Source organism: Ruegeria sp. AM7 (assembly GCF_056535965.1).
Window position 1 is genome coordinate 674,475 of record NZ_JBQFJE010000003.1, and the last position, 23,715, is coordinate 698,189.

At 56.3% G+C, this 23,715-nt stretch carries 25 protein-coding genes and 2 tRNA genes; 12 read left to right on the forward strand and 15 right to left on the reverse strand.

Going from position 1 to position 23,715, the window contains the following annotated elements:
• The first annotated feature begins 53 nt into the window (after nucleotides 1–53).
• Nucleotides 54–1,130, forward strand: a complete 1,077-nt coding sequence (locus ACR3EG_RS07060; RefSeq protein WP_480494464.1) for a FliM/FliN family flagellar motor C-terminal domain-containing protein — start codon at nucleotides 54–56, stop codon at nucleotides 1,128–1,130.
• Between the two features lie 6 nt (nucleotides 1,131–1,136).
• Here the strand turns inward: ACR3EG_RS07060 and ACR3EG_RS07065 are convergent, their stop codons facing one another.
• From ACR3EG_RS07065 to ACR3EG_RS07080, 4 genes are read right to left on the reverse strand one after another with little or no spacing between them, the layout of a single operon-like run.
• Nucleotides 1,137–1,568, reverse strand: a complete 432-nt coding sequence (locus ACR3EG_RS07065) for a protein tyrosine phosphatase family protein (RefSeq protein ID WP_480494466.1) — start codon at nucleotides 1,566–1,568, stop codon at nucleotides 1,137–1,139.
• A 9-nt stretch (nucleotides 1,569–1,577) separates the two neighbouring features.
• Nucleotides 1,578–2,009, reverse strand: a complete 432-nt coding sequence (locus ACR3EG_RS07070) for a DUF6691 family protein (RefSeq protein WP_480494467.1) — start codon at nucleotides 2,007–2,009, stop codon at nucleotides 1,578–1,580.
• The gene (locus tag ACR3EG_RS07075; protein ID WP_480494469.1) at nucleotides 2,009–2,431 is read right to left on the reverse strand and encodes a YeeE/YedE family protein; all 423 of its coding nucleotides are present in this window, start codon (nucleotides 2,429–2,431) and stop codon (nucleotides 2,009–2,011) included. Before ACR3EG_RS07075 ends, ACR3EG_RS07070 begins: the two co-directional genes overlap by 1 nt.
• Nucleotides 2,432–2,450: 19 nt before the next feature.
• Nucleotides 2,451–3,314, reverse strand: a complete 864-nt coding sequence (locus ACR3EG_RS07080) for an MBL fold metallo-hydrolase (protein WP_209194145.1) — start codon at nucleotides 3,312–3,314, stop codon at nucleotides 2,451–2,453.
• A gap of 246 nt (nucleotides 3,315–3,560) precedes the next feature.
• Here ACR3EG_RS07080 and ACR3EG_RS07085 point away from each other — a divergent pair, with 246 nt between their 5' ends.
• The gene (locus ACR3EG_RS07085) at nucleotides 3,561–3,776 is read left to right on the forward strand and encodes a hypothetical protein (RefSeq protein WP_170355035.1); all 216 of its coding nucleotides are present in this window, start codon (nucleotides 3,561–3,563) and stop codon (nucleotides 3,774–3,776) included.
• A 9-nt stretch (nucleotides 3,777–3,785) separates the two neighbouring features.
• Here the strand turns inward: ACR3EG_RS07085 and ACR3EG_RS07090 are convergent, their stop codons facing one another.
• Nucleotides 3,786–4,004, reverse strand: coding sequence for a hypothetical protein (locus ACR3EG_RS07090; protein WP_170355036.1), 219 nt, complete (start codon nucleotides 4,002–4,004; stop codon nucleotides 3,786–3,788).
• Nucleotides 4,005–4,166: 162 nt separating this feature from the next.
• Here ACR3EG_RS07090 and ACR3EG_RS07095 point away from each other — a divergent pair, with 162 nt between their 5' ends.
• Complete coding sequence (locus ACR3EG_RS07095; protein ID WP_480494472.1) at nucleotides 4,167–4,436, forward strand: DUF2312 domain-containing protein; 270 nt, start codon at nucleotides 4,167–4,169, stop codon at nucleotides 4,434–4,436.
• 127 nt (nucleotides 4,437–4,563) lie between these two features.
• On the opposite strand, the gene ACR3EG_RS07100 is transcribed toward ACR3EG_RS07095, so the two are convergent.
• Nucleotides 4,564–5,298: a hypothetical protein gene (locus ACR3EG_RS07100; protein ID WP_480501697.1), complete on the reverse strand. Its 735-nt coding sequence runs from the start codon at nucleotides 5,296–5,298 to the stop codon at nucleotides 4,564–4,566.
• A 325-nt stretch (nucleotides 5,299–5,623) separates the two neighbouring features.
• Here ACR3EG_RS07100 and ACR3EG_RS07105 point away from each other — a divergent pair.
• A tRNA-Thr gene (locus ACR3EG_RS07105) sits at nucleotides 5,624–5,699 on the forward strand.
• Nucleotides 5,700–5,825: 126 nt separating this feature from the next.
• Here the strand turns inward: ACR3EG_RS07105 and ACR3EG_RS07110 are convergent.
• Genes ACR3EG_RS07110 through ACR3EG_RS07125 form a run of 4 tightly spaced genes read right to left on the reverse strand, consistent with a single transcriptional unit; the run spans nucleotide 5,826 to nucleotide 7,318 of the window.
• The gene (locus tag ACR3EG_RS07110) at nucleotides 5,826–6,119 is read right to left on the reverse strand and encodes a hypothetical protein (protein WP_480494476.1); all 294 of its coding nucleotides are present in this window, start codon (nucleotides 6,117–6,119) and stop codon (nucleotides 5,826–5,828) included.
• Nucleotides 6,120–6,147: 28 nt separating this feature from the next.
• Nucleotides 6,148–6,774, reverse strand: coding sequence for a terminase large subunit domain-containing protein (locus ACR3EG_RS07115; protein WP_480495911.1), 627 nt, complete (start codon nucleotides 6,772–6,774; stop codon nucleotides 6,148–6,150).
• Between the two features lie 18 nt (nucleotides 6,775–6,792).
• Complete coding sequence (locus ACR3EG_RS07120; RefSeq protein WP_480494478.1) at nucleotides 6,793–6,930, reverse strand: hypothetical protein; 138 nt, start codon at nucleotides 6,928–6,930, stop codon at nucleotides 6,793–6,795.
• Nucleotides 6,920–7,318 carry a hypothetical protein gene (locus tag ACR3EG_RS07125; protein WP_480494480.1) on the reverse strand — a complete coding sequence of 133 codons (399 nt, stop codon included), beginning with the start codon at nucleotides 7,316–7,318 and terminating at the stop codon, nucleotides 6,920–6,922. Before ACR3EG_RS07125 ends, ACR3EG_RS07120 begins: the two co-directional genes overlap by 11 nt.
• 199 nt (nucleotides 7,319–7,517) lie before the next feature.
• On the opposite strand from ACR3EG_RS07125, the gene ACR3EG_RS07130 reads away from it, so the two are divergent.
• Nucleotides 7,518–7,603, forward strand: a tRNA-Leu gene (locus ACR3EG_RS07130).
• A 356-nt stretch (nucleotides 7,604–7,959) separates the two neighbouring features.
• Here ACR3EG_RS07130 and ACR3EG_RS07135 read toward each other — a convergent pair.
• Nucleotides 7,960–8,529 (reverse strand): hypothetical protein, encoded by a 570-nt coding sequence (locus tag ACR3EG_RS07135; RefSeq protein ID WP_480494482.1) that lies wholly within the window; start codon nucleotides 8,527–8,529, stop codon nucleotides 7,960–7,962.
• Complete coding sequence (locus ACR3EG_RS07140; RefSeq protein WP_480494484.1) at nucleotides 8,450–9,190, reverse strand: helix-turn-helix transcriptional regulator; 741 nt, start codon at nucleotides 9,188–9,190, stop codon at nucleotides 8,450–8,452. The genes ACR3EG_RS07135 and ACR3EG_RS07140 overlap by 80 nt, the downstream gene beginning before the upstream one ends.
• Before the next feature lie 599 nt (nucleotides 9,191–9,789).
• Between ACR3EG_RS07140 and ACR3EG_RS07145 the strand changes: the two genes are divergently transcribed.
• The 5 genes from ACR3EG_RS07145 (at nucleotide 9,790) to ACR3EG_RS07165 (ending at nucleotide 18,400) form a co-directional block, all read left to right on the forward strand.
• Nucleotides 9,790–12,249 (forward strand): beta strand repeat-containing protein, encoded by a 2,460-nt coding sequence (locus ACR3EG_RS07145; RefSeq protein ID WP_480494486.1) that lies wholly within the window; start codon nucleotides 9,790–9,792, stop codon nucleotides 12,247–12,249.
• 139 nt (nucleotides 12,250–12,388) lie between these two features.
• On the forward strand, nucleotides 12,389–14,326 hold the full coding sequence (locus tag ACR3EG_RS07150; protein ID WP_480494488.1) for a type I secretion protein: 1,938 nt from the start codon (nucleotides 12,389–12,391) through the stop codon (nucleotides 14,324–14,326).
• 179 nt (nucleotides 14,327–14,505) lie between these two features.
• Nucleotides 14,506–16,590, forward strand: coding sequence for a type I secretion system permease/ATPase (locus ACR3EG_RS07155; protein ID WP_480495913.1), 2,085 nt, complete (start codon nucleotides 14,506–14,508; stop codon nucleotides 16,588–16,590).
• Nucleotides 16,590–17,942, forward strand: a complete 1,353-nt coding sequence (locus ACR3EG_RS07160) for an HlyD family type I secretion periplasmic adaptor subunit (protein WP_480494490.1) — start codon at nucleotides 16,590–16,592, stop codon at nucleotides 17,940–17,942. Before ACR3EG_RS07155 ends, ACR3EG_RS07160 begins: the two co-directional genes overlap by 1 nt.
• An 80-nt stretch (nucleotides 17,943–18,022) precedes the next feature.
• Nucleotides 18,023–18,400, forward strand: a complete 378-nt coding sequence (locus ACR3EG_RS07165; RefSeq protein ID WP_480494492.1) for a rhodanese-like domain-containing protein — start codon at nucleotides 18,023–18,025, stop codon at nucleotides 18,398–18,400.
• 75 nt (nucleotides 18,401–18,475) lie between these two features.
• Here the strand turns inward: ACR3EG_RS07165 and ACR3EG_RS07170 are convergent, their stop codons facing one another.
• Entirely contained in the window at nucleotides 18,476–19,234 is a 759-nt protein-coding gene (locus tag ACR3EG_RS07170; protein WP_480494494.1) for an alpha/beta fold hydrolase, read from the reverse strand.
• 91 nt (nucleotides 19,235–19,325) lie between these two features.
• On the opposite strand from ACR3EG_RS07170, the gene ACR3EG_RS07175 reads away from it, so the two are divergent.
• Entirely contained in the window at nucleotides 19,326–19,700 is a 375-nt protein-coding gene (locus ACR3EG_RS07175) for a hypothetical protein (protein ID WP_353390522.1), read from the forward strand.
• Nucleotides 19,701–19,748: 48 nt separating this feature from the next.
• Here ACR3EG_RS07175 and glyA read toward each other — a convergent pair whose 3' ends face one another.
• The gene (gene glyA, locus ACR3EG_RS07180) at nucleotides 19,749–21,044 is read right to left on the reverse strand and encodes a serine hydroxymethyltransferase (protein ID WP_170354725.1); all 1,296 of its coding nucleotides are present in this window, start codon (nucleotides 21,042–21,044) and stop codon (nucleotides 19,749–19,751) included.
• A 166-nt stretch (nucleotides 21,045–21,210) separates the two neighbouring features.
• On the opposite strand from glyA, the gene ACR3EG_RS07185 reads away from it, so the two are divergent.
• Nucleotides 21,211–21,972 carry an NAD kinase gene (locus ACR3EG_RS07185; RefSeq protein ID WP_480494497.1) on the forward strand — a complete coding sequence of 254 codons (762 nt, stop codon included), beginning with the start codon at nucleotides 21,211–21,213 and terminating at the stop codon, nucleotides 21,970–21,972.
• A 259-nt stretch (nucleotides 21,973–22,231) separates the two neighbouring features.
• Here the strand turns inward: ACR3EG_RS07185 and ACR3EG_RS07190 are convergent, their stop codons facing one another.
• Nucleotides 22,232–23,671, reverse strand: a complete 1,440-nt coding sequence (locus ACR3EG_RS07190; RefSeq protein WP_480494499.1) for an amidase family protein — start codon at nucleotides 23,669–23,671, stop codon at nucleotides 22,232–22,234.
• Between the last annotated feature and the right edge of the window lie 44 nt (nucleotides 23,672–23,715).

Consider the following 23,715-nt stretch of genomic DNA (forward strand, 5'->3'; position numbering starts at 1 on the left):
GTCCGCTGGGTTAGACCGGATGTCAGGCACAGGAACGAAGGGCGGTTTTGGAAATGACGCAACCGGTCGGCACGGCGTTGGCGCGCAAGCTCTCGGCAAGTCAGGAGGAGCGGGGTGACAAACCGCGCTCTGTTCTGCGGGCTCTGCGATTGGCATTCGCACGAGCGGCAGGGGATGTGATGCAGCTGCCCCTGACGGTGATCGGCGCAAAACAATCATGTCGACCGGCGGATACATTGGCTGAAGTTGCCAAGGATGACTCGCTTTTCGTGCTGTTGGGAAATGGGGGTGGTGTTTCAGCGGCCGTGTGCCTTGATCCTGGCGCAGTGTCTGCAATCGTTCAGGTGCAGACATTTGGGCAGGTCATGTCGGACCCGCCTTCCGCGCGCGTGTGCACGGATACGGATGCGGCTATGGTCGCACCTCTGATCGAAGAGGTACTTACCCGCGCGTCCCGTATCGTCGAATCCTCGGGCGATCAGGCCGGTTTGACGGGGTATGAATACAAGGCGCGTTTGCCGGACAAGCGCACGCTGACACTGGCTATGGTCGAAGAAATTTATGACGTATACGAACTGACGGTCGAGCTTGGCGGAGGTGTGCGACAGGGACAGATTTCCCTGTTTCTGCCGGATCGACAAAAAGAGGGTGACCTTGGTGACCCCGACGAACAGGTCGCAGGCCCCAATCTCGAGCAGTCGACGGGCGTATTGCGAGCGGAACTGAACACGGTGATCTGCCGTATGTCGTTGCCCTTTGCGTCATTGTCTGGGTTGTCGGAAGGTGATGTTCTTCCGCTGGTCGGGGCGCGTGTGGACAAGGCCGAAGTCTTGACGATTGACCGATCACGGGCTGCTGTGGGTCGCTTGGGCCAATGTGGCGGAATGCGTGCGGTGCGATTGAACGAACACGAAACTATACCCAGCCCGCTAAACGCGGCTGAACATGAGTTTCTTGAAGCCCGGTCACCAATGGCGCAATCCAAGCCCGAGCATGATCTTGAAACAGATATTGTTCCGATCACCCCAAAGGCACTGGAAACGATTGAGGGTGAGTTGACCCTGGGCGACTCAGATCAAATTGCAGCCGAGATTTCAAAGCTTGCGGGGCTGGATGGCAAACCTGACTAATGCTGCCTAGTCGCTCACGCTGCGAAGTTGATCCAGCGCCGATCTGAGGTTCTCAAGCGCGTAACCGGCCTTGGTGGTTGCATCCAGAATGTCATCCGTGCTCATCCGGTCACATTGCCCAAGGGCCCAGACAACCGAACAGCGCGTGCCCGAAGCGCAATAGGCCAGAACCGGGCCGCTGCAACGTTCGGCAAGTTCGCGCTGAAGGGCGACGTTTTCCGGCGTCATCGTCTGGTGGGTCAGTTCCAGCACTTCGTATTCCATTCCAGCCGCGCGAACCGCCTGTCCAATCGCGTCAGATTGCAGGTCCATGGGAACTTCGCTGTTGGGTCGGTTGCAGATAACCCGCACAAAGCCCAAATCAGCAATGGTCTGAACGTCCTCGACCGAAATTTGCGGCGAGACAGCGTAGCGGGGGGTAATTGGTCGAATCTCCATGACAATTGATTAGGCCGGGTTTGCGGATCTGTCCAGTTGCGCCCCGACGACGGGTGCGGCGAACATCCCGGCAATCATGGCGATCAGGAACACCACTCCACCGATGCCACCATAGGTGACAGAGGCAATCGCGGGACCGGGGCATAAGCCGGACAGACCCCATCCCATACCGAACATCACGGAACCTGCGACCAGTCGACGATCCAGCTCGGGCGCGGACGCTTGCGGGTACTGCCCCCCTGTCAATGGTTGACCGCGCGCGGCGATTTTCCAGGCGACCAACATCGGCAGGATCGCTCCGCCCATTACGAAGGCAAGCGTCGGGTCCCAGTTGCCGAACACATCCAGCCAGCCCTGCACCTTCGTCGTATCGGTCATGCCCGAAATCAACAAACCCGCTCCGAACAGTGACCCAGCCAGCAAAGAGATAAGAACACGCATCAAACCCATCCCAACATGTGTCGCAGCAGGAACAGAGTTACAGCACCTGAACCGATATAGATGAGCGTTGCCACGATACCGCGAAGCGAGAACCGCGAAATACCGCAAACTCCGTGCCCCGAGGTGCAGCCATTCGCGATCCGGGTTCCGACACCAACCAAGATTCCTGCGATTATAACGACAGGCAGATTGCCGGTCAGATGAGTTTGCGGGGCAGGGGACATGAACAGCCACAGCACCAGGGGCATTCCGATCAGCCCCGCGACAAAAGCCAGCCGCTCGGCGGTGCGATCCGTGCTGTCGACCAGCCCCCCGAGGATTCCGCTGGCCCCCATTATGCGACCGTTCCCAAGCAGGTAAACTGCGGCGCCCAAGCCGATCAGTAGGCCCCCCGCCAATCCCCAAATCCACGCGATTTGCATTGTTCGCCCCCTTTCGACGCTAAAGCTTGTTGATGGGAAGCTTCAGAAAAACATCACCTTTTTCGTCCGCAGGCGGCATCTGACCTGCACGCATGTTGACCTGCAGAGACGGCAGGATCAGGCGTGGCATACCAAGGGTCGCATCACGCGCGTCGCGCATCTCGACGAATTCCTCGACCGGTCGTCCCTGACCGATATGCACATTCAGAGCTTTTTGCTCGCCCACTGTTGTCTCCCACGCGTATTCGTCCCGACCGGGTGCTTTGTAGTCATGACCGACGAACACTCGGGTTTCATCCGGCAGAGACAATATTTTTTGGATCGATGCATACAGCATCTCAGAAGACCCCCCAGGGAAGTCACACCGCGCAGTACCGAAATCCGGCATGAACAGCGTGTCGCCGACAAAGGCCGCGTCTCCAATCACATAGGTCAGGCAGGCTGGTGTATGGCCGGGTGTGTGCAACACATCTCCGCGCATCTGGCCAACGTGAAAGCTGTCACCTTCGCGGAACAAGGCATCAAATTGGCTGCCATCGCGCTGAAACTCGGTCCCTTCGTTGAAGATCTTGCCGAAGGTTTCCTGAATGGTCACGATTTGGTCGCCGATACCGATTTTGCCACCAAGTTCCCGCTGCAAATATGGAGCAGCCGAAAGGTGATCGGCGTGCACGTGGCTTTCCAAGATCCATTCTACCTTGAGGTCGTGCTTTCGGACGAAGTCTATGATCATATCGGCCGAGTTCGTGTTTGTCCGCCCCGAGGCATGGTCGAAATCCAGAACGCTGTCGACGATCGCACAAGCTTGACCTTCGGGTTCCTGAACCAGGTAGGACACTGTGAATGTGTCTGTATCAAAAAACGCTTTCACCTTAGGTGTCATTTTGCTCTCCGTCCGTGCCTCAGTATTCATATATTAAATGCGGAATATAAGGCAATCAACAGTTCGTGACTTGATGTCTGTCAAGGCAGCTTAGGCTGGATTGGCATAGAATTTAAACAATCCGCAAAACCACGCGATGACCGGGTACTTGGCAGGCGAGTTTTCGCCCGTAATCGGACTAAGATCGGTAAGTCTTAAAACGGTTACCTATATGAGGTTAATCAGACAGCATTTGGGAGGATGAACATGTCTACAAGCAATTTGTATTCCGAAGCTGAGCAGCTTGAAGCGAAGTTGCAGGGTGCCTGTCTTGAGACGCGGCTGGCTCTTCAACCCAGCGTGACCAAAATCATCGAGCGTATGCGTCAGCAAGGTGTCCACATCCCATCGCGGTTGCGGCGTTTGGATGCGGCGTTGTGCGAAGACGCGATGGAAGCGCGGTTTGATAATCTGCCAGTCTAAGGCACATTCTCAACTGAACGAAATTCCAAGTATCACAAGCATAAGCCCGAGAACCGACAGGAAAAGTGAGCCCAGGTTCCAAGGCAGAACGCCCTGAACAACGGCGCGCAACTCATCATCCGACAAACCGGACTTGCGCGCCTTCATCACCCGTAAAATGCACCAGACCAATCCCAGAAGGCCTGCGAGCGAGAGGGCAGCACCGCCCCATGTGATGATTTGAAACATGGTTCCCCACAAACGGTTCACTGATTTCCTCAGCGCTTATCGGATCGTGCTGCGTCAGACAAGCCTGACCATGGATTGTGCGCTTGCGGTAGGTGCAGAGGCAAGGTATCCCGCGAAAGCCGCTGTTAAAGCATCAAACCGCAATCGCTGAGAGAGACGAAAATGGAAGATATGACCGAAGATCAGGCCACCGCCAACTATCGTGTGACAGCGGGTGAATTGCGCCAGTTCATTGAACGCTTCGAGCGATTGGACGCCGAGAAAAAAGACATTGCTGAGCAGCAAAAAGAGGTCATGGCCGAGGCCAAGGCGCGTGGCTACGACACCAAGGTCATGCGTAAGGTTATCGCTCTGCGCAAGCGTGACCAGGATGATATTGCCGAGGAAGAAGCTGTACTTGAAATGTACAAAGAAGCGCTGGGCATGAGCTGAGTAAGTCCGGGCAACTTACAGGCTAATTTAGCGGGCGACAGGTCCCTATTTGACCGAAATTGTAGGGGCAGTAGAGGTGGCATCTCGATCATTGAGGTGCAAAGAATACGTTTATCGATTTTCTTGTCTACGGTCGAAGAAAGCGGACGCCGGTTGTGGTCTCCAACCGGTCGATATCCTGTTCGTAAAGCTCTGAAAACGCGTCCACAATATCCGAATTCCAGCCAGAAAGGTCGAGTTCTTCTTCGATTTTGTCCGGCTGCGCATTCTCTGTCAGAATCAGTGCAAGGGCGTCCGTGATCTCGCCCCGAGTCAGGTTTGAATCTGGCTGCGTTAAATCTGCTGCCTTCTGCTTTCCTTCGTCCGTCAGCAAAGACAGAAGCAGATCGAATTCCTTGTTGATCGGAGTATCGTCCGGCAGATCCGCAATCGCGCGGATAATGTCGCCCCAAATGAACGGCGTGTCTTCGTTACACCAAAGCGTTATTTTCACGTTGGGGGCAAGGTCGCGAATATCGTCAATCATACCGATCCAACTGAGACAGCTCAGGTCAGTGTTGTCGATAACCGCCGCGCGTTCCGCTTCTGGCAATGACATTAACAACTTGGGGATAAAGCTCCCAAGGTTTTTTAGGGCCAAAAAGATCTCGACCTGATGGCCATGAAATGCGTGCTCGAGCAGGGCCATTCTTTCGCCCGCGCGTGGGTAAAGCTGCCCGTCCAAAAGAGTTGCTTTGCGATCACCAGCGAACTCGTTGCTCAGGAAGATCGCGCGTTGAGCGTTTTCGTCCGAGGGCAGCACATGTCGCAACCGATCCTCGCCTTTTGGGGTCAAAGAGCCCGAGTGCAACGCCTGAAACACCGGGTTAAAAACTTGCCGAAATCTTCTAGGGCCAAAAAAACGGGTTCCTGTTTGGGACAGAGTCGTATTGTTGGTCTGTAAAGACGTAAGTAGCCGGCCTTCATCGGTAAAAGCAGCACCGGCGTGGATGGCAACCTGCATCGTTGGTATACTTCCTTACGTCTTTGGCCTTGTCTGCCGGATTACAGTCTGAGCGTGGTACAGTCAAACCCGGGCTATTACAAAGCGCTCGCCCGATTGGACAGGAAGAAAACGGACTTTCCTTAAGCAAGGATGAAATTTGAGGCTTGCAGTCCCTCGCCAGAGCCATTAATCGACACGCAATGCCCCTATAGCTCAGCTGGTAGAGCAACTGATTTGTAATCAGTAGGTCCGCGGTTCGAGTCCGTGTGGGGGCACCAATTGAACTAAGTGAAAATAAACAAATAATTTCGCATCGCCAGCGATGTGCGATTCGAATTTTCAAACGTTTTTCAAACGCGGCGGTGATTTGTTTGCCGCCTTGTTTAAACGGGCACTCGACTCACTCACTGTTGCCAACTTCGCGCCAAAGTCCTGCCACATAAGGAAAATAGCTTGCGCAGCTTGATCAGGTGATCGACCACATCGACGTAAGACACACCACGAAACTTGTCGGCATAGACAATCGTGCGGTCGCGCTGCCTTAGGGTGACTTGGCACCCGTCGTAGTTAGGCAATTGCTGATCCTTGATCACGCAGACGGTGCTAAAGTCATTGGCCTGTCCAAGATCGGCCCCGATCCAATAGCGCACATAGCCTTTCACTCGGGGAATGGCAGGGTCTTGGTTCGTTTCGTTCACCACATCGCCATTGGGCGATAGATCAAGTTCAAATCCTCGGGCATACCGCGCCCTCCATGCTGGTCGCGTTTTCAATGATGAACAGGTCGAAATAGGACATACCGTCTGACAGGAATTCGCACATGACCTCCTGCCTGAACCGTGTAGCCGATAGCTGGGATCGAAGACGTTCGACACGGGGCGCTAGGCGAGGGATCGACGTTCCGGGCACCTTGATCCGATGCACGCTGTCTTTGAGTTCGAGGAACAGGCTGGCGAACAGGTTGTTCTTCCCGGCGGGTGTGCTGGCGTAGAAAGTCTGCCCGTTGTCCTTGAGCATCGGCAGCAAGGCGACAACAACATCCTCGCCACCATTGGCACCGGGCAGATACGCCATCTCATCAACAAGCAGCAGATCGGCGGTGTAACCCCGGATCGTCGCCCCGGATGCAGGCACGGCGATGAACCGCCCGCCATTGCTACACTCAATCTCTGTCTGTGTTGCGCGCTCTACGACGAGATCGGTCGCACGCAGGTACAGTTGTACTTTGCGCGTTATCTCGCGTGTCTGACGTTCTGCGGGCGCGAGGCATATGGTTGTGCCGCCGCGCTCAAGTTCACGAACACCGCGCGTTGCCAGAACGCAGGATTTACCTGCCTGACGACAAACCAGCAGGGCAACGGTCTGAGCGGCTTATGTGATCGCTTCGACCTGCCAAGGGTCCGGCAAGGCGTTCGGGATTTCCTGTTGCAGGAAATGCGCCATCTTCGCCGCCGGGTCGAGATCACGTTCGAGGCCAAGGCACCAGTCATGAAAGGCATCAAATGGCATCGCCGTTCTCCTGACTGACGGAAAGAACATGGTGGCGCATCCGGCGCAGCAGCGGTTCGCGGGCGGCGGGCACCTCGTCACAAACCTCTTGCAGGATGGTGCGGAGCGTGACCCATTCCTTGGACTCGGCCAGAGATACGTTGACCGTCAGGTTTTGGGCCAGTTTGCCCTGCATGGTCGCAATATCGCGCAGGACTTTCCGCAACCCCTCCATCGCGGCCAGTGCAAACTCGTCATCTTCGTTCTGCTCTGCCTTGGTGATCAGTTTTTCGACCCGCCGCGCCAAGGAATCATAGGTCATGGCGATGTCCATGCGGTCTTGGTTGATGATCTCGGTATCTGCCTCAATCCCCCGAATGCGCGTCTCGGCCATGATTTCCCGGCGCATTAGCAAACGAAGAGAGCGGTCTGTTCGAGTGCGCAACTTGAAATTCTTTGCCTGGTCAAATCGATTCAGATTGCGAGATGTTTGAAGCAATATTCTTGAGGGTGCGTCTTTTAACACTTCAGGTCGCCGAAAGCGCATTGTACTCATAGCCTTGTGGCCGTATTGAGATTTTCAGGACCGAGTTAGGCCCGACACGCTCGCCCGCGTGGTGGAATGGTAGACACAAGAGACTTAAAATCTCTGGGCCGAAAGGCCGTGCCGGTTCGAGTCCGGCCGCGGGTACCAACTTCTTAGGCGACAGCAAGATTTGCGCATGCCTGAGACCAGCCTGAGGCACTTCGCTTCGCTGTCGTAAATCTGGGTGCCCGATGGATGGTTCTCGGCTAGTAGGTGCACTGCCGTCTGAGTGATTTTCGTTGTCATCTTTGATCTCCGGCGTAGGCCATGTTTCGATTGGGCCCTGAGAGGTCTAAGGACGTGCTATGAGGCGACGATGCCTTGTTCTTTAGGTCTTGTTTTTTTGGATTTCGCGGACCTTCAATAGGTACTGTTGCTGCATAAATTATGTCGGACTCGGTAACTTAAATTCCATCGCCCTAAGGCTTTCAGGTTCGATCCCAGCCATTCGCACCATTTGTTTATCATACCGGAAAGCCAAGCTGCCCAATAAGTCGCCAGATATCGCGGTTGGCTTCGGACAATTGGGTGACAACTTTTTCAATTTCCCGCATGGCCTCGTCATCGACTGTGTCTTCACGTCCCAGTCTGATGTCGGTTTTTCGGTCAGCGATGCGCATAAGAATCGTTTTCGGATTCCCGCTGTCTGGATCGAAGGAATAGATGCAGTGATTATACCGATTCCGGATGCCAGACAGTTTAGACAGGCGGTGTGTGTGCTCGAGTATCGGGTCCCGTATTTCAGCAGGCCGCCCTTCCATCTTGGCCAGACGTTCTACAAGGTCGATGCGCGCCCTTGTTGTGTTCAAGGTTAAAAAGATGATGACGGCCGTGTCTTTGGGCGTGCCAGACAGGCCGGCGATCAAATGGATCAAAAGGCTTTCGGTGTTGGTCCACATGTAATTCAGCCTGCCGACAAGCAGGATGAGACGATCGAAACGGGCTTCAAAATCTTCAGTCAATTGTCGTGTGCTGCGCCTCTTGCGGGGCGACCTCAAAAAAGAACTGTGCCGCCGCAGTTCGATTGCTGACACCGATTTTTCCCGCGACATTGTGTATATGTAACTTCACCGTATGTTCAGTGATCCCAAGATTTGATGCAATAATCTTGTTGCTTTGACCTTTTGAGACCAATCGCAACACCTGCTTTTCCCTTCGCGTCAGTTTGGAATAAAGCGGGTGCGGGTCTGTCGACTCAACCGAATGTTTCTGCGTTGGAGTGGTTGTGTTGCACACTGAGTTGGCGAGAAAACTGGGAAGATAAAGTTCTTCATGTAACAGAAGGCGAAGGATCGACCGCCACGCGTCGGGTGCAATATTCATCGGAAGGTAACCTATGTCCCCGTGTGCACCGGGATCCCAACGGTCAAACACAAACCGAGCCGCATCTTCCTTGCGATACGCAAAAACGAGACTACCCAGCCCTGCACTGTCCTTATAATGTTGCGGGCGGGCTAGAAAATCTTCTGTCAACATCTGGTCAACAATCAGAATTCTTCCTGGCCCATTGTTTTCTGATTCGTAAATTGGCAGGGACGCAATCGATTCGAAGCGATGCGTAGAGACACCAAATTCAGATTGAACACTTTCAATGGTCTGCTCTGAATAAAACAGTTCCTTGCCGATGAAATTGATAGAGAACTCTTCCAATAAATATTTACTATTCAGGGTATTATCCTGAAGCGGAATGTTCATAACCTCCCCCTTATCACTACCACGCCACACAAGCGGCGAAATCATTAACTGAACATTAGATTAATATTAACTGAATATTAATGCACTTGGGTGGATGACCATAGAAGAAAGTAGAATTTTCTTCCGTGTCCGGTAGTCCAATTGTGAAGAGTTCTAGAACTTTCGGCTAGGCGTCTTCGGTGCGATTTTCCAAATTAAATCTGGATATTTGCAGGAAGTAACTTGCAGGTTTTAAACCAATTTTTTGTTTCATCTCGACCACTCGCTGATGGTAGGTTGAATTTTTTACTATATAAAATATAGAGTTACCCGTTCTAGCGCTTACGGCTAGCTATCCAGATCACCTTACTGCTGCAACCATGATTGCACTCCAATTTGCGGAGTTGAATTTCCTATTGCGTCTGCACATCGCGCATTTTCGCGACGCTTTTCTTCAGACGTAGTTTCGGCTTGGCCGAGAAAGGAGGGTGGGAGAGGAATCACTGAAAAGACACGCACCCATGCGCGGTTTGCGCTTGCGTGCCTCATTGTTTCAACGCGCCAGTCACCGTTTTGGAGATGAATGACGGTCCGTGCGCTCAGTAAGTGGAATTTTTGATATGAGTAAACGTCAACAACCGCATAACAGCATCACAGACATTGATGAAGTTAACATCGGTACGGCATATGTTCCCGTGGACGCAGATGTTCACGTAGATGACGCCTATATTGAAGCTGATCTGACTGATCAGGACACCAATGTCGAAAATGAACAGGGTCAGGGCCAGGATCAAATCCAGGGTCAGGCGACCGTGGTCGAGAATGGACAGGGTCAGGATCAGGGTCAGGGCCAGGATCAGGGTCAAGGTCAAGACCAGGGTCAAGGTCAGGACCAGGGCCAGGGTCAAAGCCAGACCAATGGCAACAATGACAATTCGAACTGGGTCAACATCGACTTTGGCGATGCCGAGCCTTTGGGCCGTGACGACGATCTGGTCGACGTCGACGTATCCGGCGGGTCGTCGATTGATGATGTGATCACTGTTGGAAACGATTTCGATTACGATCCGGGCGACGATTTGAACCTGGATATCGATCTGAGTGGTGAGGGCAACGACATGTCCGCGATCAACCACCAGTACGCCAACCTCAGCGACGATGATCATCTGGGATCGGCTGCGGTAACCAATACCGGTAGCTTTGACCAGAACGGCAACGCGCGCGGCGGCTCAGCGACAGCCGATGAGGGCATCAGCACGCATTCCGACGGCGGCAACTCGGGCCAAGGTGGCAGCACCCATGCGGGGAATGCCTCGGGCAATACGACTGGCGGCGATGCATACGCACTGGGTGGTCACACCGGTGATGCCGATGGTACCGGTGTCGGTGGTGACGGTGGTAACGCGGGTGATGCGTCTAACGTCGGTTTGGGCGTGGGCTTGTCTGGTGCGGAATCCAACGGCAGCAGCAGTGCAGGCGCAGGTGGTCAAGCTATCAGTGACTCGGCCGCGCACAACAGCGGCGCTTCGGTTTCTGATGGCACCAGCGTAGCCGGAGAAGGCGGTAATGCCGGATCCGTCGGCTTGGGCCTGGGCCTGGGTCTCTCGGGTGCCGAGAACGGCGGTCTGTCCAGCGGCGGAGATAACGTATCGCACGCTGGTGCGCTGGGTGCTGGTCAGGGGACCAATGACTCTGACGCAAACGGTGCAAATGGTGGCGACGGTTATGCCGACACCGATGGTGTCGCGATCAACGCCGGAAGCAGCGACACCGAGGCCAATGACGCAGACGCCGGCAATCTGGGCCTTGGGCTTGCAGGAAGCCTGGCTGGCAGTGCGGCCGATGCGGATACCGGGAATGGCACAGGTGCAAGTGGCACTGGTGGCAACGGTAACGGCAGTGGTGGTACCGGCGGCAACGGCAACGGTGCAACCGGAACGGGCGGCAGCGGTAATGGTGCAGCTGGAACTGGCGGTGCTGGAACTGGCGGCGCGGGTACCGGTGGTGACTCGGGTCAGGTTGACGCAGCTCTGGCAGCTTTGAATCAGCAGAATGGTCTGCTGGGACTGAATGCTGGTCATGCTGATGCCAGCAATGGTGGCGGAGACACAAATCACGGTAATCCGGGCACCGGTGGCGTTGGTTCGGGCGCAGTCGGCTCTGGCGGCGATGGCACAGGTGCCTTCGGTTCGGGTGGCGACGGAACTGGCGGTGGCGCTGGTGGCGGTGACGGGACCGGTGGCGTTGGTTCGGGCGGCGATGGCTCGGGCGGAATGGCAACCGGAGGCACCGCGGGTGCGACTTCTGGCGCGCAAGGCGTTGGTGATCAAACCACGACTGGCCCGAACGTCACCCAATCGCCCGGCGATGTGAACGGAACCGCGAGCCTGCCGCAGAACAACAGCGGTGACGGTGGCGCGGCCGGTAGCAACACCACCGACGGGTCGGCAACAGGTACCGGTACCGGAACCGCGACTGCCGATGGTTTCGGTGGCGGTGGCGGCGCGATCCAGCAGGATGCGATGTCCAGCGGCACAGGTGCAGGGTCTGCTGATGCAACCAACACCGCAGGCGAGGGCGGCGACTCTGGTCTGTTCTCGGTCGCGGATACGGACGGGTCTGCAGACAGTCTGGCAAGTGCCATTGCAGGGTATGGCGGTGACGCGATGTCCGACAATGACGCAACCTCGACGGGCGCGGGCAGCGCGACCGGGTCGGCCATGTCCGGCTTTGGTGGCGGCGGCGGCGCTGGTGCCGGTAACGGCGGAACCAGTGGCGACGCGATCGGCTCTGCGACCTCGGGTGCGACGACCGGCGCAATGGTCAACGGCGGTGACGCTGCGGGTGCCTATTCGGGTGCTGGCGGGACCGGTGGCCATGCGGGCGAGTGGGGCTCCGGCAACGGCGGAGACGGCATTGTGAACGGCGAGTCCTATGCCTCGGCGGCAGCGGTGGTCGACACGTCGGCGTTCAACCAGTCGATTGTCATGGGCGCCAACGTTCTTGGCAACACGGTCGACACGACCATGGTCGGTGGCTCGATGACCTCCAGCTTCGCCAGCGACGACGCCGACGCGTAACTTGCGTGGTGGCAGGGTCAGAGCTTGGGTTTCCAGGCTCTGACCACTTCTGAAAAACTGTCGGGGCCAAGGACAGATGGCCCCGACTCAACTTAACCCAAGGCAGTTGATTTTGAACGCCGCGGGAAAGGAAATTGAAATGTCGTTTGATAGTATCAGTGAGACGATTGCCCATTTCATCGGAACTTTTGATCTAACGACCGAGCAAGCTCGGTTGCGAGATCAATATCAGGAATTTACTGCTCTCAGGCGCAAGGCTGAGATGGAAGAGCTGGAAGAAGGTGCTGCCGTGAAAGTGCGGGCAGACCTTAACCTTGACCCCGGAAAATACGACGCTTTACCCTATGCGCCATCGGTTAGTCATACTGACATTCCGTTGGCTCCAAACCCGCAACCGTTGGGGCCGATTCCCGATGGTCCATTGCAAACTGGCCCGGGTCCCGACCAAGTGCTTCCCGATGCGGCGATCGCGTCGACCTCGATACCGATCTTGGTCGCGAAACCGGTTTTGATCCCCGAACTGATCGGCTCGGCTGTCACCTATGCGATTCAGACATTGGACCTGAACGACAACGACACCATCGGTCAGGGGGATTTCCGCGATGTGGACTCATTGGTGCAGCAAGGTCAGGAACTGGCTGATGTTGCGCTTTCTCTACACGCGGTATCGTCCCCATCCTTTAGCATTTCCGATTATCAGTCGATCGAGCACCTCGAATCGATTGTTGCCGAGATACAGGCCCCATTCGAAGCCCCGTCTGAGGATGTGACTGTCCACCAGTTCCAAGGCGAAGAAGCCATGGGAACGATTGTGAACGGTGAACATGTCGAGGAACTTCCGGATTTTCTGGAATTGGTGCCAAGTCACCATCTTCCTGATGAAGAAGACGACAGTGACCACCCTGACTTGTTGCCAACTGAGTGGGATCAGTCAGACGATGCCGATTTTGGCGATGGTCACACCGTTATCGCGGGGGGCAACCTAGCGATAAACGAGGTCGCCATTACCGTCGGTTGGGTCGATGCTCCGGTAATTGCGGTCGGTGGGCAGTCGGTAAACCTAACCGTCGTAAGCCAAGTGGCAATTGTCTCGGATGTCGACGAAGGGCCCGAGGATAGTCAAAGCGAAACCACGGTGGTTCAGTCGTCCAGTATTGCAGTGGAATCCAATGAGGCGTCCTGGCTTGATGACAATGTCTCGGAAGAGGGACAAGATCCTCTTGTCGCGATCACTTGGATTTCGGGTGATCTGTTCGTCACAAATTTCGTAAAACAAGAAATCAACGCCACTGATATCGACCATATTGAAACCCAGATCGACGCCACGACCAGCCTGTTTGTGTTGGGTGACAACGATCTGGTGAATGAGGTCAGCGTCGTTCAGCTCGGCAGCTATTACGATCTGGTTTTAATCGGCGGAGACATGGTTTCGGTGGATTTTGTCCATCAGACGATTGCGTTGGTCGATGACGATGTGGTCTCGGGGGTGGTCGCCGAGGAAGACAATGACAACCTTGTCATGAACCACGTGGAACTGACGACCATTGGGGAAGACACTCATGAAGAGTTGTCAGAAACGCTGGCCGAAGTCTTACCTCTGCAAGAGATGGACACCGACGCTTTGGAAGATGCACTGCTGAATGATCCTCAATTTGCGGGGATGGAGCAGGTGCGGGTTCTGAAAATCGAAGGTGATCTGGTGCAGGTCAACGTCGTCGAACAGGTGACTACCCTGCAGGACCAGGATGATATTCACGTACAAGGAGGGAATGGTGCCATCGCTTCAGCACTGGGTGCTGGAAATGCGGTGCTGAATGCGGCGAGTATCTCGACCATCGGAGTGGACTCGGTCGTTATGGCATCGGAAGGCGAATATTCGGACGTCGTTCTGCATCAGGCGAGCCTGATTGACACCCAAGACGAAGATCTGGGTACAGAACTGGCCAATGAAGCCATCGCGATCCTGATGCAGGAAACATCTGGACCGGGTAAGTCAGACCTTGCCCCGGGGCACAACAAACTGACGCCCTCTGAAATGGCCAGCGTGGATGATGCGCTGTCCTCAATGTTAGCCTAATTTCCCAGTTTTTTTACGAGTGAACCGAAAGTCTGAGTATGTCGAGAACGTTTTCGTCGCGTCGCTCTCTCTTTGCCAGTCCTATGGACGGCGGGGGTGGGGCCAATCCAGTCAAATCAGTTGCCGCACGAACGGCGACGGCGTCCGGCATATTGCCCGAGTTACGATTAAGCGAAGACATGCGTGTGCGGCCTTTGAAAAAAGGGCCTGAAAAACCGGAAGCAAACAAAATCAGAGTGGACCCCGATCAAAGGTCCGAAACTGACGAAATTCAGAAACGCGCTGAATATTCCCTTCGGCGCGCTACGTCGCAGCCTGATCAAGGTCACGGTACTAAGGGCTGCGATGCTGGGGTGGCCGATGCTGAAGGGCTCGGTCCTGAAACCGCCAGAAAGGAGACCGCGCGGGTCCCCCCCCTGTCGCGCTCCAAAGGCGGTGCGAGTATTGGCACCACTATCGAGGCCAAGGCGAACCAACCTTTGCCGTTGAAAAAAAGCGGCGGCGGAGATGGTAGCGGGCCACCCCAGACCTTTCACAAACGCACCCCGCCCGAGGATTTTCAGCGTACTTTGCAAGTCTCGCTGCGTGCTATTTTGCGCAACCTTGCCTTTGTTCTGGTCCTGACCTGTGCGACGAACATCCTTATTCTGGCGATCCCGATTTACCTGTTCCAGATCAGTGACCGCGTGTTGACCAGTCGATCGCTGGATACGTTGATCATGCTGACCGCGATCGTGGCTGGCGCTGTCATCTTTCAGTCGGCCTTCGATGCGGTGCGTCGCTTCATGCTGATGCGAACTGCGGTCGAGGTTAATGCACGGCTGGGTGCTCCGGTCCTCAGTGCAGCCGCCCATGCTTCGTTGCACGGCACAGGGCGCGAATATCAGACATTGGGTGATCTTCAGCAGGTACGGGGTTTTCTTGTATCGGGGACTTTGATCTCGTTTCTGGACGTGCCATTTGCACCGTTGTTCATCCTTATGATCTTTCTGGTTCATCCCCAGCTGGGTATGATCGTGATCGTCACGGCGGTGTTGTTGATGGTCATTGCCCTTATCAACCAACGTATGACCGCCGGACCCTTTGCCGAGGCCAACCGGGCGCAATCCATGGCCAACCAGCATCTGGATTCGATGTCGCGCAACAGCCAGATTATTAATGCTCTGGCCATGATCCCCGAGGCCGTGCGTATTTGGGGCCAAGACACAGCGCAGTCACTGACGTGGCAAGTGCGGGCACAGGACCGGAACGTTATTTTCGCCGCTATTTCGCGAGCGGTGCGTTTGCTGACACAGATAGCCATTCTGGGGTGGGGGGCATTCCTGGCCCTGCAGGGCGAAATCACGGGCGGGATGGTGATCGCGGCGTCGATCATTGCCGGGCGGGCTTTTGCGCCCATCGAAGGCTCCATCGAAGGCTGGAACGGCTTCCTGCTGACACGTGGGGCTTACGGGCGGATCAAGAACTTGCTGTCCAACTCGGCGCTTCAGTTCGAGAAACTGCGCTTGCCGCGGCCAGAAGGTCGGTTGGATGTGGAACGGTTGCTTTTTGTCCCCGGCGGCACCAAGCGCGTTGTATTGAACGGGATCAGCTTTGCGCTGAATCCGGGTGAGACCCTGGCGATCATTGGAAACTCGGGCGCGGGTAAGACCACGTTGGGCAAAACACTGGTCGGATCGATTTTGCCGACATCCGGCAGCGTGCGTCTGGACCTGATGGATATCCGCAACTGGGACCCGCGCCAGTTTGGCGAAAGCATCGGATATCTGCCGCAGGATGTGCAGCTGTTTCCGGGCACCATCAAGGACAACATTGGCCGTATGCGCGAAGATGCAACGGACGAACAGATCCACGATGCTGCCGTTCTAGCCGATGTCCACAACATGATCGCCACGTTGCCCCAAGGGTATGAGACCGTTGTGGCCGCCGATGGTTCGCCACTGTCCGGCGGTCAAAAGCAGCGGATTGCCCTTGCGCGTGCCTTCTTTGGAAATCCGCGGCTTGTGGTTCTGGATGAGCCGAACTCGAACCTTGATGTGGCCGGAGATCAGGCGCTGGCACGGGCCATCGCGCAGGCCAAGGAAAACAAGATTACGGTCGTTGTGATTACGCAGAAGCCAACGCTGTTGAACGTGGTCGACAAGATCATGCTGCTGACGGATGGACGTGTTGCTTTGTTCGGGCAGCGCGAACAGGTGCTGCAGCAATTGAACGGCCCGCGCAAACAGGCTGGGCTTGAAGGCCAGCAGAAAGGGGATGCGTAATGAATGATCTCGTGCCGGTCAATAATGACCCCAAAGACCCAACTGTCTGGTATGCTGAAGTTCCGCGCTCGATCAACCGGTTGGTCGCAATTGGTTTAGTCATGTTGGTCGTTTGCTTCGGCGGCTTTGGCGTCTGGTCTTTCAGCGCACCGCTGGCTGCCGCGGTGATTGCGCAGGGAAGTTTCGTGGCCACTGGTCGCAACAAGATCGTCCAGCATCTTGAGGGCGGCATTATTGAAGACATCAAAGTTATCGAGGGCCAGTCTGTTCAGGCGGGGGAAGTGCTGATGACGCTGGACCAAACCTCGGCCGAGGCCAATGAACGAGAACTGTTCATCCGCAAAATCCGCTTGCAAGCCATGTCTGAACGTCTTGAGGCCGAACACAATGAGATGGATCAGTTGGAGTTTTCCGCCGAGTTGCTTTCAGCCACTGACGATGTCGAAGTCATGACCATTCTTGATGGCCAGCAGATCAGCTTCGAAGTATCCCGCAAAACCCTGCTGAATGATATCGCATTGTTGGAACGCAACATGGAGGCCCTCAGGATCAGGTCCAGCGGGTTCGAGGCGCAACTGGACAGTATGAAACGTCGCGCGGAAATCCTGCAGGAAGAATTTGAAACCAAAAAGGCGCTGTTTGACAAAGGCTTGGTTCGCAAGGGGGATCTGAACACGATCCGCCGCGTGCAGGCTGAGGCGGAGGGACAGCAGGCGAGGCTGGCGGCTGAGACGGCGGAAATCAACCAGATGTTGCTGAAGTATGACGAACAGATCACGCGGACACGTTCGGCCTATCGCGAAGCCGCGTTGGATGAGTTGGGTGTGATTGCAGCCGACCTGGAAAGTGTCCGCGAAAAGGCACGTCAGGCGCGTAGTGTTCTGGATCGTGCCGTTGTTCGCGCACCAGTCACTGGGACTGTTGTAAGGCTTCACTATCACACACCTGGGGGCGTGATCGAAACTGGCGAGCCTATTGCTGAAATCCTACCTGCCGATGCGCCCCTTATCATCGAGGCGCAGATTCCCCGGACCGAAATTGACAGCGTCGTGACGGGTCAGAACGCGACGGTGCGTCTGGTTGGGTTGAATCAACGCACGACGCCGGTTCTCAGTGGGGAAGTCTTTTATGTATCAGCCGACGCCTTAGTTGAGGAATCATCAGGGGCCCCTCAAGAGGTATACTTGGCGCGTGTCTCGCTAGCGCCGGACGAGATTGACCGGGTGCGGGGATTTATCCCGACGCCGGGTATGCCTGCCGAGATCATGATCCAAACCGAAGAACGCACTTTTGCGGCTTATATCGCCAAACCGGTGACGGACAGTATGTCGCGTGCCTTCCGCGAACATTGATCAGGGGTGTAGGGTCTTCAACCTACACCTTCCAGTTTTCGCATGTTATCTTGTTGCGAACACCAACAGGAGAAACGCCTATGTCCTTAACCGTGAAAGAGATGATGGAAGCCGCGAACGCCGCTGTTGAACGGATAGATATGGCCCGCGCGGCCGAGGTTCTGGGGCAGGGTGGGTTACTGCTGGACGTACGTGATGGGGCTGAATTGCAGAAAACGGGTCGGGCTGCAGGCGCGCATCACATCTCACGGGGTATGTTGGAGTTTCATGCCGACGATGCGATGCAATCTCATGACCCCGAGCTGCGAAAGGATCGTCCTATTGTTCTATATTGCGCAGCCGGAGGGCGCGCGGCGCTGGCAGGCAAGTTGCTAAAGGATATGGGATACGCGCAGGTTTATAATCTTGGTGGATTCAAAGACTGGGTTGAAGGTGGCGGCGACGTCGCGGGCTCCTGAAGCGAATGACTTGAAGCTGAATGTTAAAAGATCGACGCGGTAGCAGCCGCGCCGGTCGCTTTTGCGGACTTTCTCCTAAGCGTTCAGGAAGGCCCGAACCGAAGCCTCGAATTCACGGGGTTTTTCGGCGTGCAGCCAATGTCCCGCACCGGGTATTTTGGCGAAGCGCGCAGTTGGAAACAGCGCCCGGATCGCGGGTCGGTATTCGGGCAGCACATAGTCAGATTCAGCCCCGGACAGAAACAGGGTCGGCCTGTCCCATGTGCCTGTCAGCTCGGGAAAGCCCATGATTTTCGGCATCTCGGCAGACAGAGTATCCAGATTCAGCAACCACCGCTGACCCTTGATGTCCAGCGACTGGGTAAAAAAGCTTTGCAAGGCTTTCTCGACACCTTGTTCGGCCAGTTGCTGTTCGGCATCTGACCGACGCGTGACAGATGACAGGTCAACGGCGCGCATTGCCTCGATGAACTGGATCTGGCTATGCGTATAAGTAACGGGCGCGATGTCAGCGACCACCAGCTTGCGCAGTTTCTCGCCATGCAGCAAGGCCAGCGTCATGGCTGCCTTGCCGCCCATCGAATGACCGAGCACATCCGCCTGTCCACCAAAATGGTCAATCACCTCTGCCAGATCCTCGGCCATGCTCGGGTAGTCATGTTGTGTCGTCCACTTACTGTTGGAGTGGTTTCTCATGTCGACGGCCACGACCTGTCGCTCATCAGACAGCCTGCGTGCAATGACACCCCAGTTTCGGCCCGAGCCATATAGCCCATGGGCAATCAGCAAAGGCGGATTTGAAGTCGGTTCACCATGGATGATCGTGTTCAGCATGTCCGTGTGATACCTGTCGTGCCGACAAACAGCCAGCCCCATTGTGGCGCGTGCCCGGCCCGGATATGGTGCCGCGGCAGGAGGCCCCGATATGGCGCAAAACCCCGACATCCAAACTCAAATCGCGCAGACGGTGCAGTTGTTGCGCGACAAGTTGGGTGTGCAGGACAAGACTCTGACGGCCTCGGTCAGAAAAGCCAAACGTCAATTGCCCCGACGCATTTACAAACAGGCGCTGCTTTTGGCCGATGCCGAACAGATGGCGGCCCATCCCAAGCTGAGGCTGGTGCTGGACACGCCCAAACTGGCCCGCGCGTCAGAAGAGGTGCAGGATCATCTGACCGGCATAAATCTGGCCGACCGCAGGCTGGGCTGGTTTCTGGGAATGCTGGGTGGGTTGGCTTTCAACTTGTTGGCCCTGTCGGTTCTGCTGCTTGTGTTTCTGCGGTGGCAGGGCTTCATATGAAAAACGGCGCCGCTGGGGCGCCGTTCAGCTATTTGATATCCTGACACTTTACAGGTTCGGATAAATCGGGAAGCGCGCGCACAGTTCGGCCACTTCGGCCTTGACCTTGGCTTCGACCGCGCCGTTACCTTCTTCGCCATTAGCGGCCAGACCGTCGACCACTTCGATGATCCAATCCGCGATCTGGCGGAACTCGACCTCACCAAACCCACGAGTGGTTCCTGCAGGCGAGCCCAAGCGAATGCCCGACGTGATGGTTGGCTTTTCGGGGTCGAAGGGCACGCCGTTCTTGTTGCAGGTGATGTGCGCACGGCCCAGGGCCTTTTCGGTCGCGTTGCCCTTAACGCCTTTGGGGCGCAGGTCGACCAGAACTACATGGGTATCGGTGCCGTGGGTGACCGTGTCCAGACCGCCTTTGATCAGCTGGTCCGACAGCGCCTGCGCGTTGGTCACGACCTGTTGGATGTAGGTTTTGAACTCGGGGCGCAGCGCCTCACCAAAGGCGACAGCTTTACCAGCGATCACGTGCATCAGCGGGCCGCCCTGAATGCCGGGGAAGATGGCCGAGTTCACTTTCTTGGCGATAGCCTCGTCATTGGTCAGGATCATGCCACCGCGGGGACCGCGCAGGGTCTTGTGGGTGGTGGTGGTGGCCACATGCGCATGCGGGAAGGGGCTCGGATGCTCGCCTGCTGCAACCAGACCGGCAAAGTGCGCCATATCCACGTGCAGGTAAGCGCCGACCATATCGGCAATCTCGCGCATGCGGGCAAAGTCGATCTGGCGCGGGATGGCCGAGCCACCTGCGATGATCAGCTTGGGCTGGTGCTCTTTCGCAAGCGCCTCGACCTGGTCATAGTCCAGCATGTTGTCCTGCTGGCGCACACCGTATTGAACAGCCTTGAACCACTTGCCGGACTGGTTCGGGGCCGCGCCGTGGGTCAGGTGGCCACCTGCGTCCAGGCTCATGCCCAGAATGGTGTCGCCGGGTTGGATCAGCGCCTGGAACACACCCTGGTTGGCTTGGCTGCCCGAGTTCGGCTGAACGTTGGCAAATCCGCAACCAAACAGTTCTTTGGCGCGATCGATGGCCAGATTTTCGGCGACATCAACGAACTGACAACCGCCATAATAACGACGACCCGGATAGCCTTCGGCATATTTGTTGGTCATCACAGAACCCTGCGCTTCCATCACCGCGGCAGAGACGATGTTTTCGGATGCGATCAGTTCGATCTCGTCGCGCTGACGTCCCAGCTCGGATGTAATCGAGCCGAACAGCTCGGGATCACGGTCAGCGAGGGATTGGGTGAAAAATCCGGTATCACGAAGATTGGCGTTCATGGGGGCTCCACATACTGGGGGGTAATTTGCGAATTTCCTATCGGAAACTGACCAGCGGCAAAAGGCTTAAAGCGACGATTTGGCCAACTGCGGCGTCAAGACTGGCCTATCGGGGAAAGGTATGGTTGTTTCGGAACCAAATGTGCAGCACCGGAAACCGCAACAGATGATTCAGAGAATCGCTTTTCTTGCCAGCGACGCGAAAGTGGCGCAAACCGCGCGCGACACGCTGGTCAGGCGTTATGGCAACGCAGCGCCGCGTGATGCGGATGTGGTCGTTGCGCTGGGCGGCGATGGCTTCATGCTGCACACGCTGCACAACATGCAGCATCTGGATACGCCTGTTTACGGCATGAACCGTGGCACCATCGGATTTCTGATGAACGAGTTCCATGAGACTGACCTGATGGAACGCCTTGATGTAGCGGTAGAAGAGGTCATCAACCCACTGGCCATGCGCGCGATGGACCAGTCCGGCAAGATGCATGAGGCGCTTGCGATAAACGAGGTATCCCTGCTGCGGGCCGGTCCGCAGGCCGCACGCCTCAAGATCAGTGTGGACGGACGGGTTCGCATGGATGAACTGGTGTGCGACGGGGCGCTGTTGTCCACGCCTGCGGGGTCCACGGCCTATAATTACTCGGCCCATGGTCCGATTCTGCCGATTGGGTCCGATGTTCTGGCCCTGACCGCGATCGCCGCGTTTCGCCCGCGCAGGTGGCGGGGGGCTTTGTTGCCCAAGATCGCCAAAGTTCGGTTCGATGTGCTGGACGCGGATAAACGCCCGGTCATGGCGGACGCCGATTCGATCTCGTTCCCGGATATCGACTGGGTCGAGATCAGGTCCGAGCCTTCGATCCAGCATCGCATCCTTTTCGACCCCGGCCATGGGCTGGAAGAGCGGCTGATCTCGGAACAATTCACCTGATTTTGCGGGCTGTTGGCATTTTTTTCGCTCTTATGTGAACCAGTTCACAGGAGATTGATTAACCATGGATTAATGTGAACTTGCCCGGAGACACATCAACGGCGGGAGTGAGTGGCCGCCAACGGTGTTTTCGAAATGAACGCGCAGTTTTCGCGCTGGCAAGGGTAGGTGGTGCTACGCTTGTTATCGGATCTCCGGGCATATTTTAGAAAGTGGGCCCCGGGTACAAAACCCCGGGGTCAATTTCCTTTGGCAAGGGTCAGTTGACCTGATCCATCCTTTCCCACAGCGGTAGGCACATTTGCCCCACACGTGCCTCTATCGCGGCGGCAGCATCTACAGCCATATCCTCGCGCCAGCGCGCTGCAGCAATCTGGACGTTTATCGGTTGTGGCCCGTTTGGTAGATCGGCCAGACGCGCTGGAACACTGGCGGCGGGAAGGCCAAGGAAATTCATCGCGTAGGAATAGACCGCGCAGCCCAGAACTTCGTGGACGCCCTCGGGGCCTTCGGTGTCACGGTCGGGGCCGAAAAAGGGTTGCGGCAGAAACGGTGACAGAATCAGCGGATAATCCAGCATGAATAATGCCCATTCACGCGCGTACTGTGTTCGCTTGGCCAACATACCGATCAACTCGGTTCCGGTGATGGGCGGAAATTCCTGGAAGTATACTTCAAAGATATCGCGGATGGTTTGCGATCCGGCGGCCTCGATATCCGTTTTCAACAAGGTCAGAACTTCACCCATCAACGCGCGATACCCACTGCGCCCGCATTCGAACACGTCGGGTGTGTTCACCTCTTGCACGTCATACCCCGCGTCCATCAGCGCGTCACGGGCGGTGTCCAGCGCTTTGTCGACCTCGGGGTGTAAATCATAGCCGTAGGTGTCCTTGGTGAAGGCAACCTTGATGGGCCCGTCGGTCTTATCTCCGCGCCACGACATGGCAACATGAAACGGATCGCGGGGATCAGCCGCGATCAGGCTGGGCATCGACAGGTGCAAATCCGCAGCCGAACGGGTGATCAGCCCTTGCACTGACATGGATTGCGCCAGCAAACCCCGCTCGACCTTTTGACTTGGGTTAAAGGCGGGTACGCGGCCCAGGCCTGGCTTAACGGTCACAGCTCCGTTGGCGGCCGCTGGAAAGCGCAGGCTGCCACCGATATCATTGCCATGCGCCAAGGCCCCGATCCCCGCCATCACCGCCGCACCGGCCCCACCCGAAGATCCACCCGGCGAGATATGCCGTCCCCAAGGGTTATGCGTGCGGCCGTGTAGGTCGTTATCCGTGTCGGCCCGAAACGAGAACTCGGGTGTATTGGTGCGGCCGATCACAATAGCGCCTGCGTTTTGCAGATTTCGGACGACCGGGGCATCATCGGGTGCAATCACATCCTTTAAAGCAACGACGCCGTTCGTGGTTGCATGCCCTACTTGATCGACGTTGATCTTGATGGTGACAGGCACGCCGTGCAGTGGGCCGGGTTCCGCACCCCCGGCGACTGCATTGTCCAGTTCACGCGCATGGCTGACGGCCTCGGTGCTGAGGTCTTCGACGACGGCATTCAGGTCGGGATTGACCTGATGCATCCTGTCGATCGAGGATTTTATGGCGTCTTCCGCGCTGATCTCACCCTTGCGGGTCAGGTTTGTCAGGTCGGTGGCGTTCAGACGCCATAAGTCACGTATTGTCATGGGGCCTCACTGTCTGGGTCAGACTGTAGAGGCCCCAAGGCGGG

Coding starts and splice junctions, on each gene's coding strand:
- ACR3EG_RS07060 (WP_480494464.1), top strand. CDS start 54: ATGACGCAACCGGTCGGCACGGCGTTGGCGCGCAAGCTCTCGGCAAGT.
- ACR3EG_RS07065 (WP_480494466.1), bottom strand. CDS start 1,568: ATGGAGATTCGACCAATTACCCCCCGCTACGCTGTCTCGCCGCAAATT.
- ACR3EG_RS07070 (WP_480494467.1), bottom strand. CDS start 2,009: ATGCGTGTTCTTATCTCTTTGCTGGCTGGGTCACTGTTCGGAGCGGGT.
- ACR3EG_RS07075 (WP_480494469.1), bottom strand. CDS start 2,431: ATGCAAATCGCGTGGATTTGGGGATTGGCGGGGGGCCTACTGATCGGC.
- ACR3EG_RS07080 (WP_209194145.1), bottom strand. CDS start 3,314: ATGACACCTAAGGTGAAAGCGTTTTTTGATACAGACACATTCACAGTG.
- ACR3EG_RS07085 (WP_170355035.1), top strand. CDS start 3,561: ATGTCTACAAGCAATTTGTATTCCGAAGCTGAGCAGCTTGAAGCGAAG.
- ACR3EG_RS07090 (WP_170355036.1), bottom strand. CDS start 4,004: ATGTTTCAAATCATCACATGGGGCGGTGCTGCCCTCTCGCTCGCAGGC.
- ACR3EG_RS07095 (WP_480494472.1), top strand. CDS start 4,167: ATGGAAGATATGACCGAAGATCAGGCCACCGCCAACTATCGTGTGACA.
- ACR3EG_RS07120 (WP_480494478.1), bottom strand. CDS start 6,930: ATGCCATTTGATGCCTTTCATGACTGGTGCCTTGGCCTCGAACGTGAT.
- ACR3EG_RS07125 (WP_480494480.1), bottom strand. CDS start 7,318: ATGCGCCGGGAAATCATGGCCGAGACGCGCATTCGGGGGATTGAGGCA.
- ACR3EG_RS07140 (WP_480494484.1), bottom strand. CDS start 9,190: ATGAACATTCCGCTTCAGGATAATACCCTGAATAGTAAATATTTATTG.
- ACR3EG_RS07145 (WP_480494486.1), top strand. CDS start 9,790: ATGAGTAAACGTCAACAACCGCATAACAGCATCACAGACATTGATGAA.
- ACR3EG_RS07150 (WP_480494488.1), top strand. CDS start 12,389: ATGTCGTTTGATAGTATCAGTGAGACGATTGCCCATTTCATCGGAACT.
- ACR3EG_RS07155 (WP_480495913.1), top strand. CDS start 14,506: ATGCGTGTGCGGCCTTTGAAAAAAGGGCCTGAAAAACCGGAAGCAAAC.
- ACR3EG_RS07160 (WP_480494490.1), top strand. CDS start 16,590: ATGAATGATCTCGTGCCGGTCAATAATGACCCCAAAGACCCAACTGTC.
- ACR3EG_RS07165 (WP_480494492.1), top strand. CDS start 18,023: ATGTCCTTAACCGTGAAAGAGATGATGGAAGCCGCGAACGCCGCTGTT.
- ACR3EG_RS07170 (WP_480494494.1), bottom strand. CDS start 19,234: ATGCTGAACACGATCATCCATGGTGAACCGACTTCAAATCCGCCTTTG.
- ACR3EG_RS07175 (WP_353390522.1), top strand. CDS start 19,326: ATGGCGCAAAACCCCGACATCCAAACTCAAATCGCGCAGACGGTGCAG.
- glyA (WP_170354725.1), bottom strand. CDS start 21,044: ATGAACGCCAATCTTCGTGATACCGGATTTTTCACCCAATCCCTCGCT.
- ACR3EG_RS07185 (WP_480494497.1), top strand. CDS start 21,211: ATGATTCAGAGAATCGCTTTTCTTGCCAGCGACGCGAAAGTGGCGCAA.
- ACR3EG_RS07190 (WP_480494499.1), bottom strand. CDS start 23,671: ATGACAATACGTGACTTATGGCGTCTGAACGCCACCGACCTGACAAAC.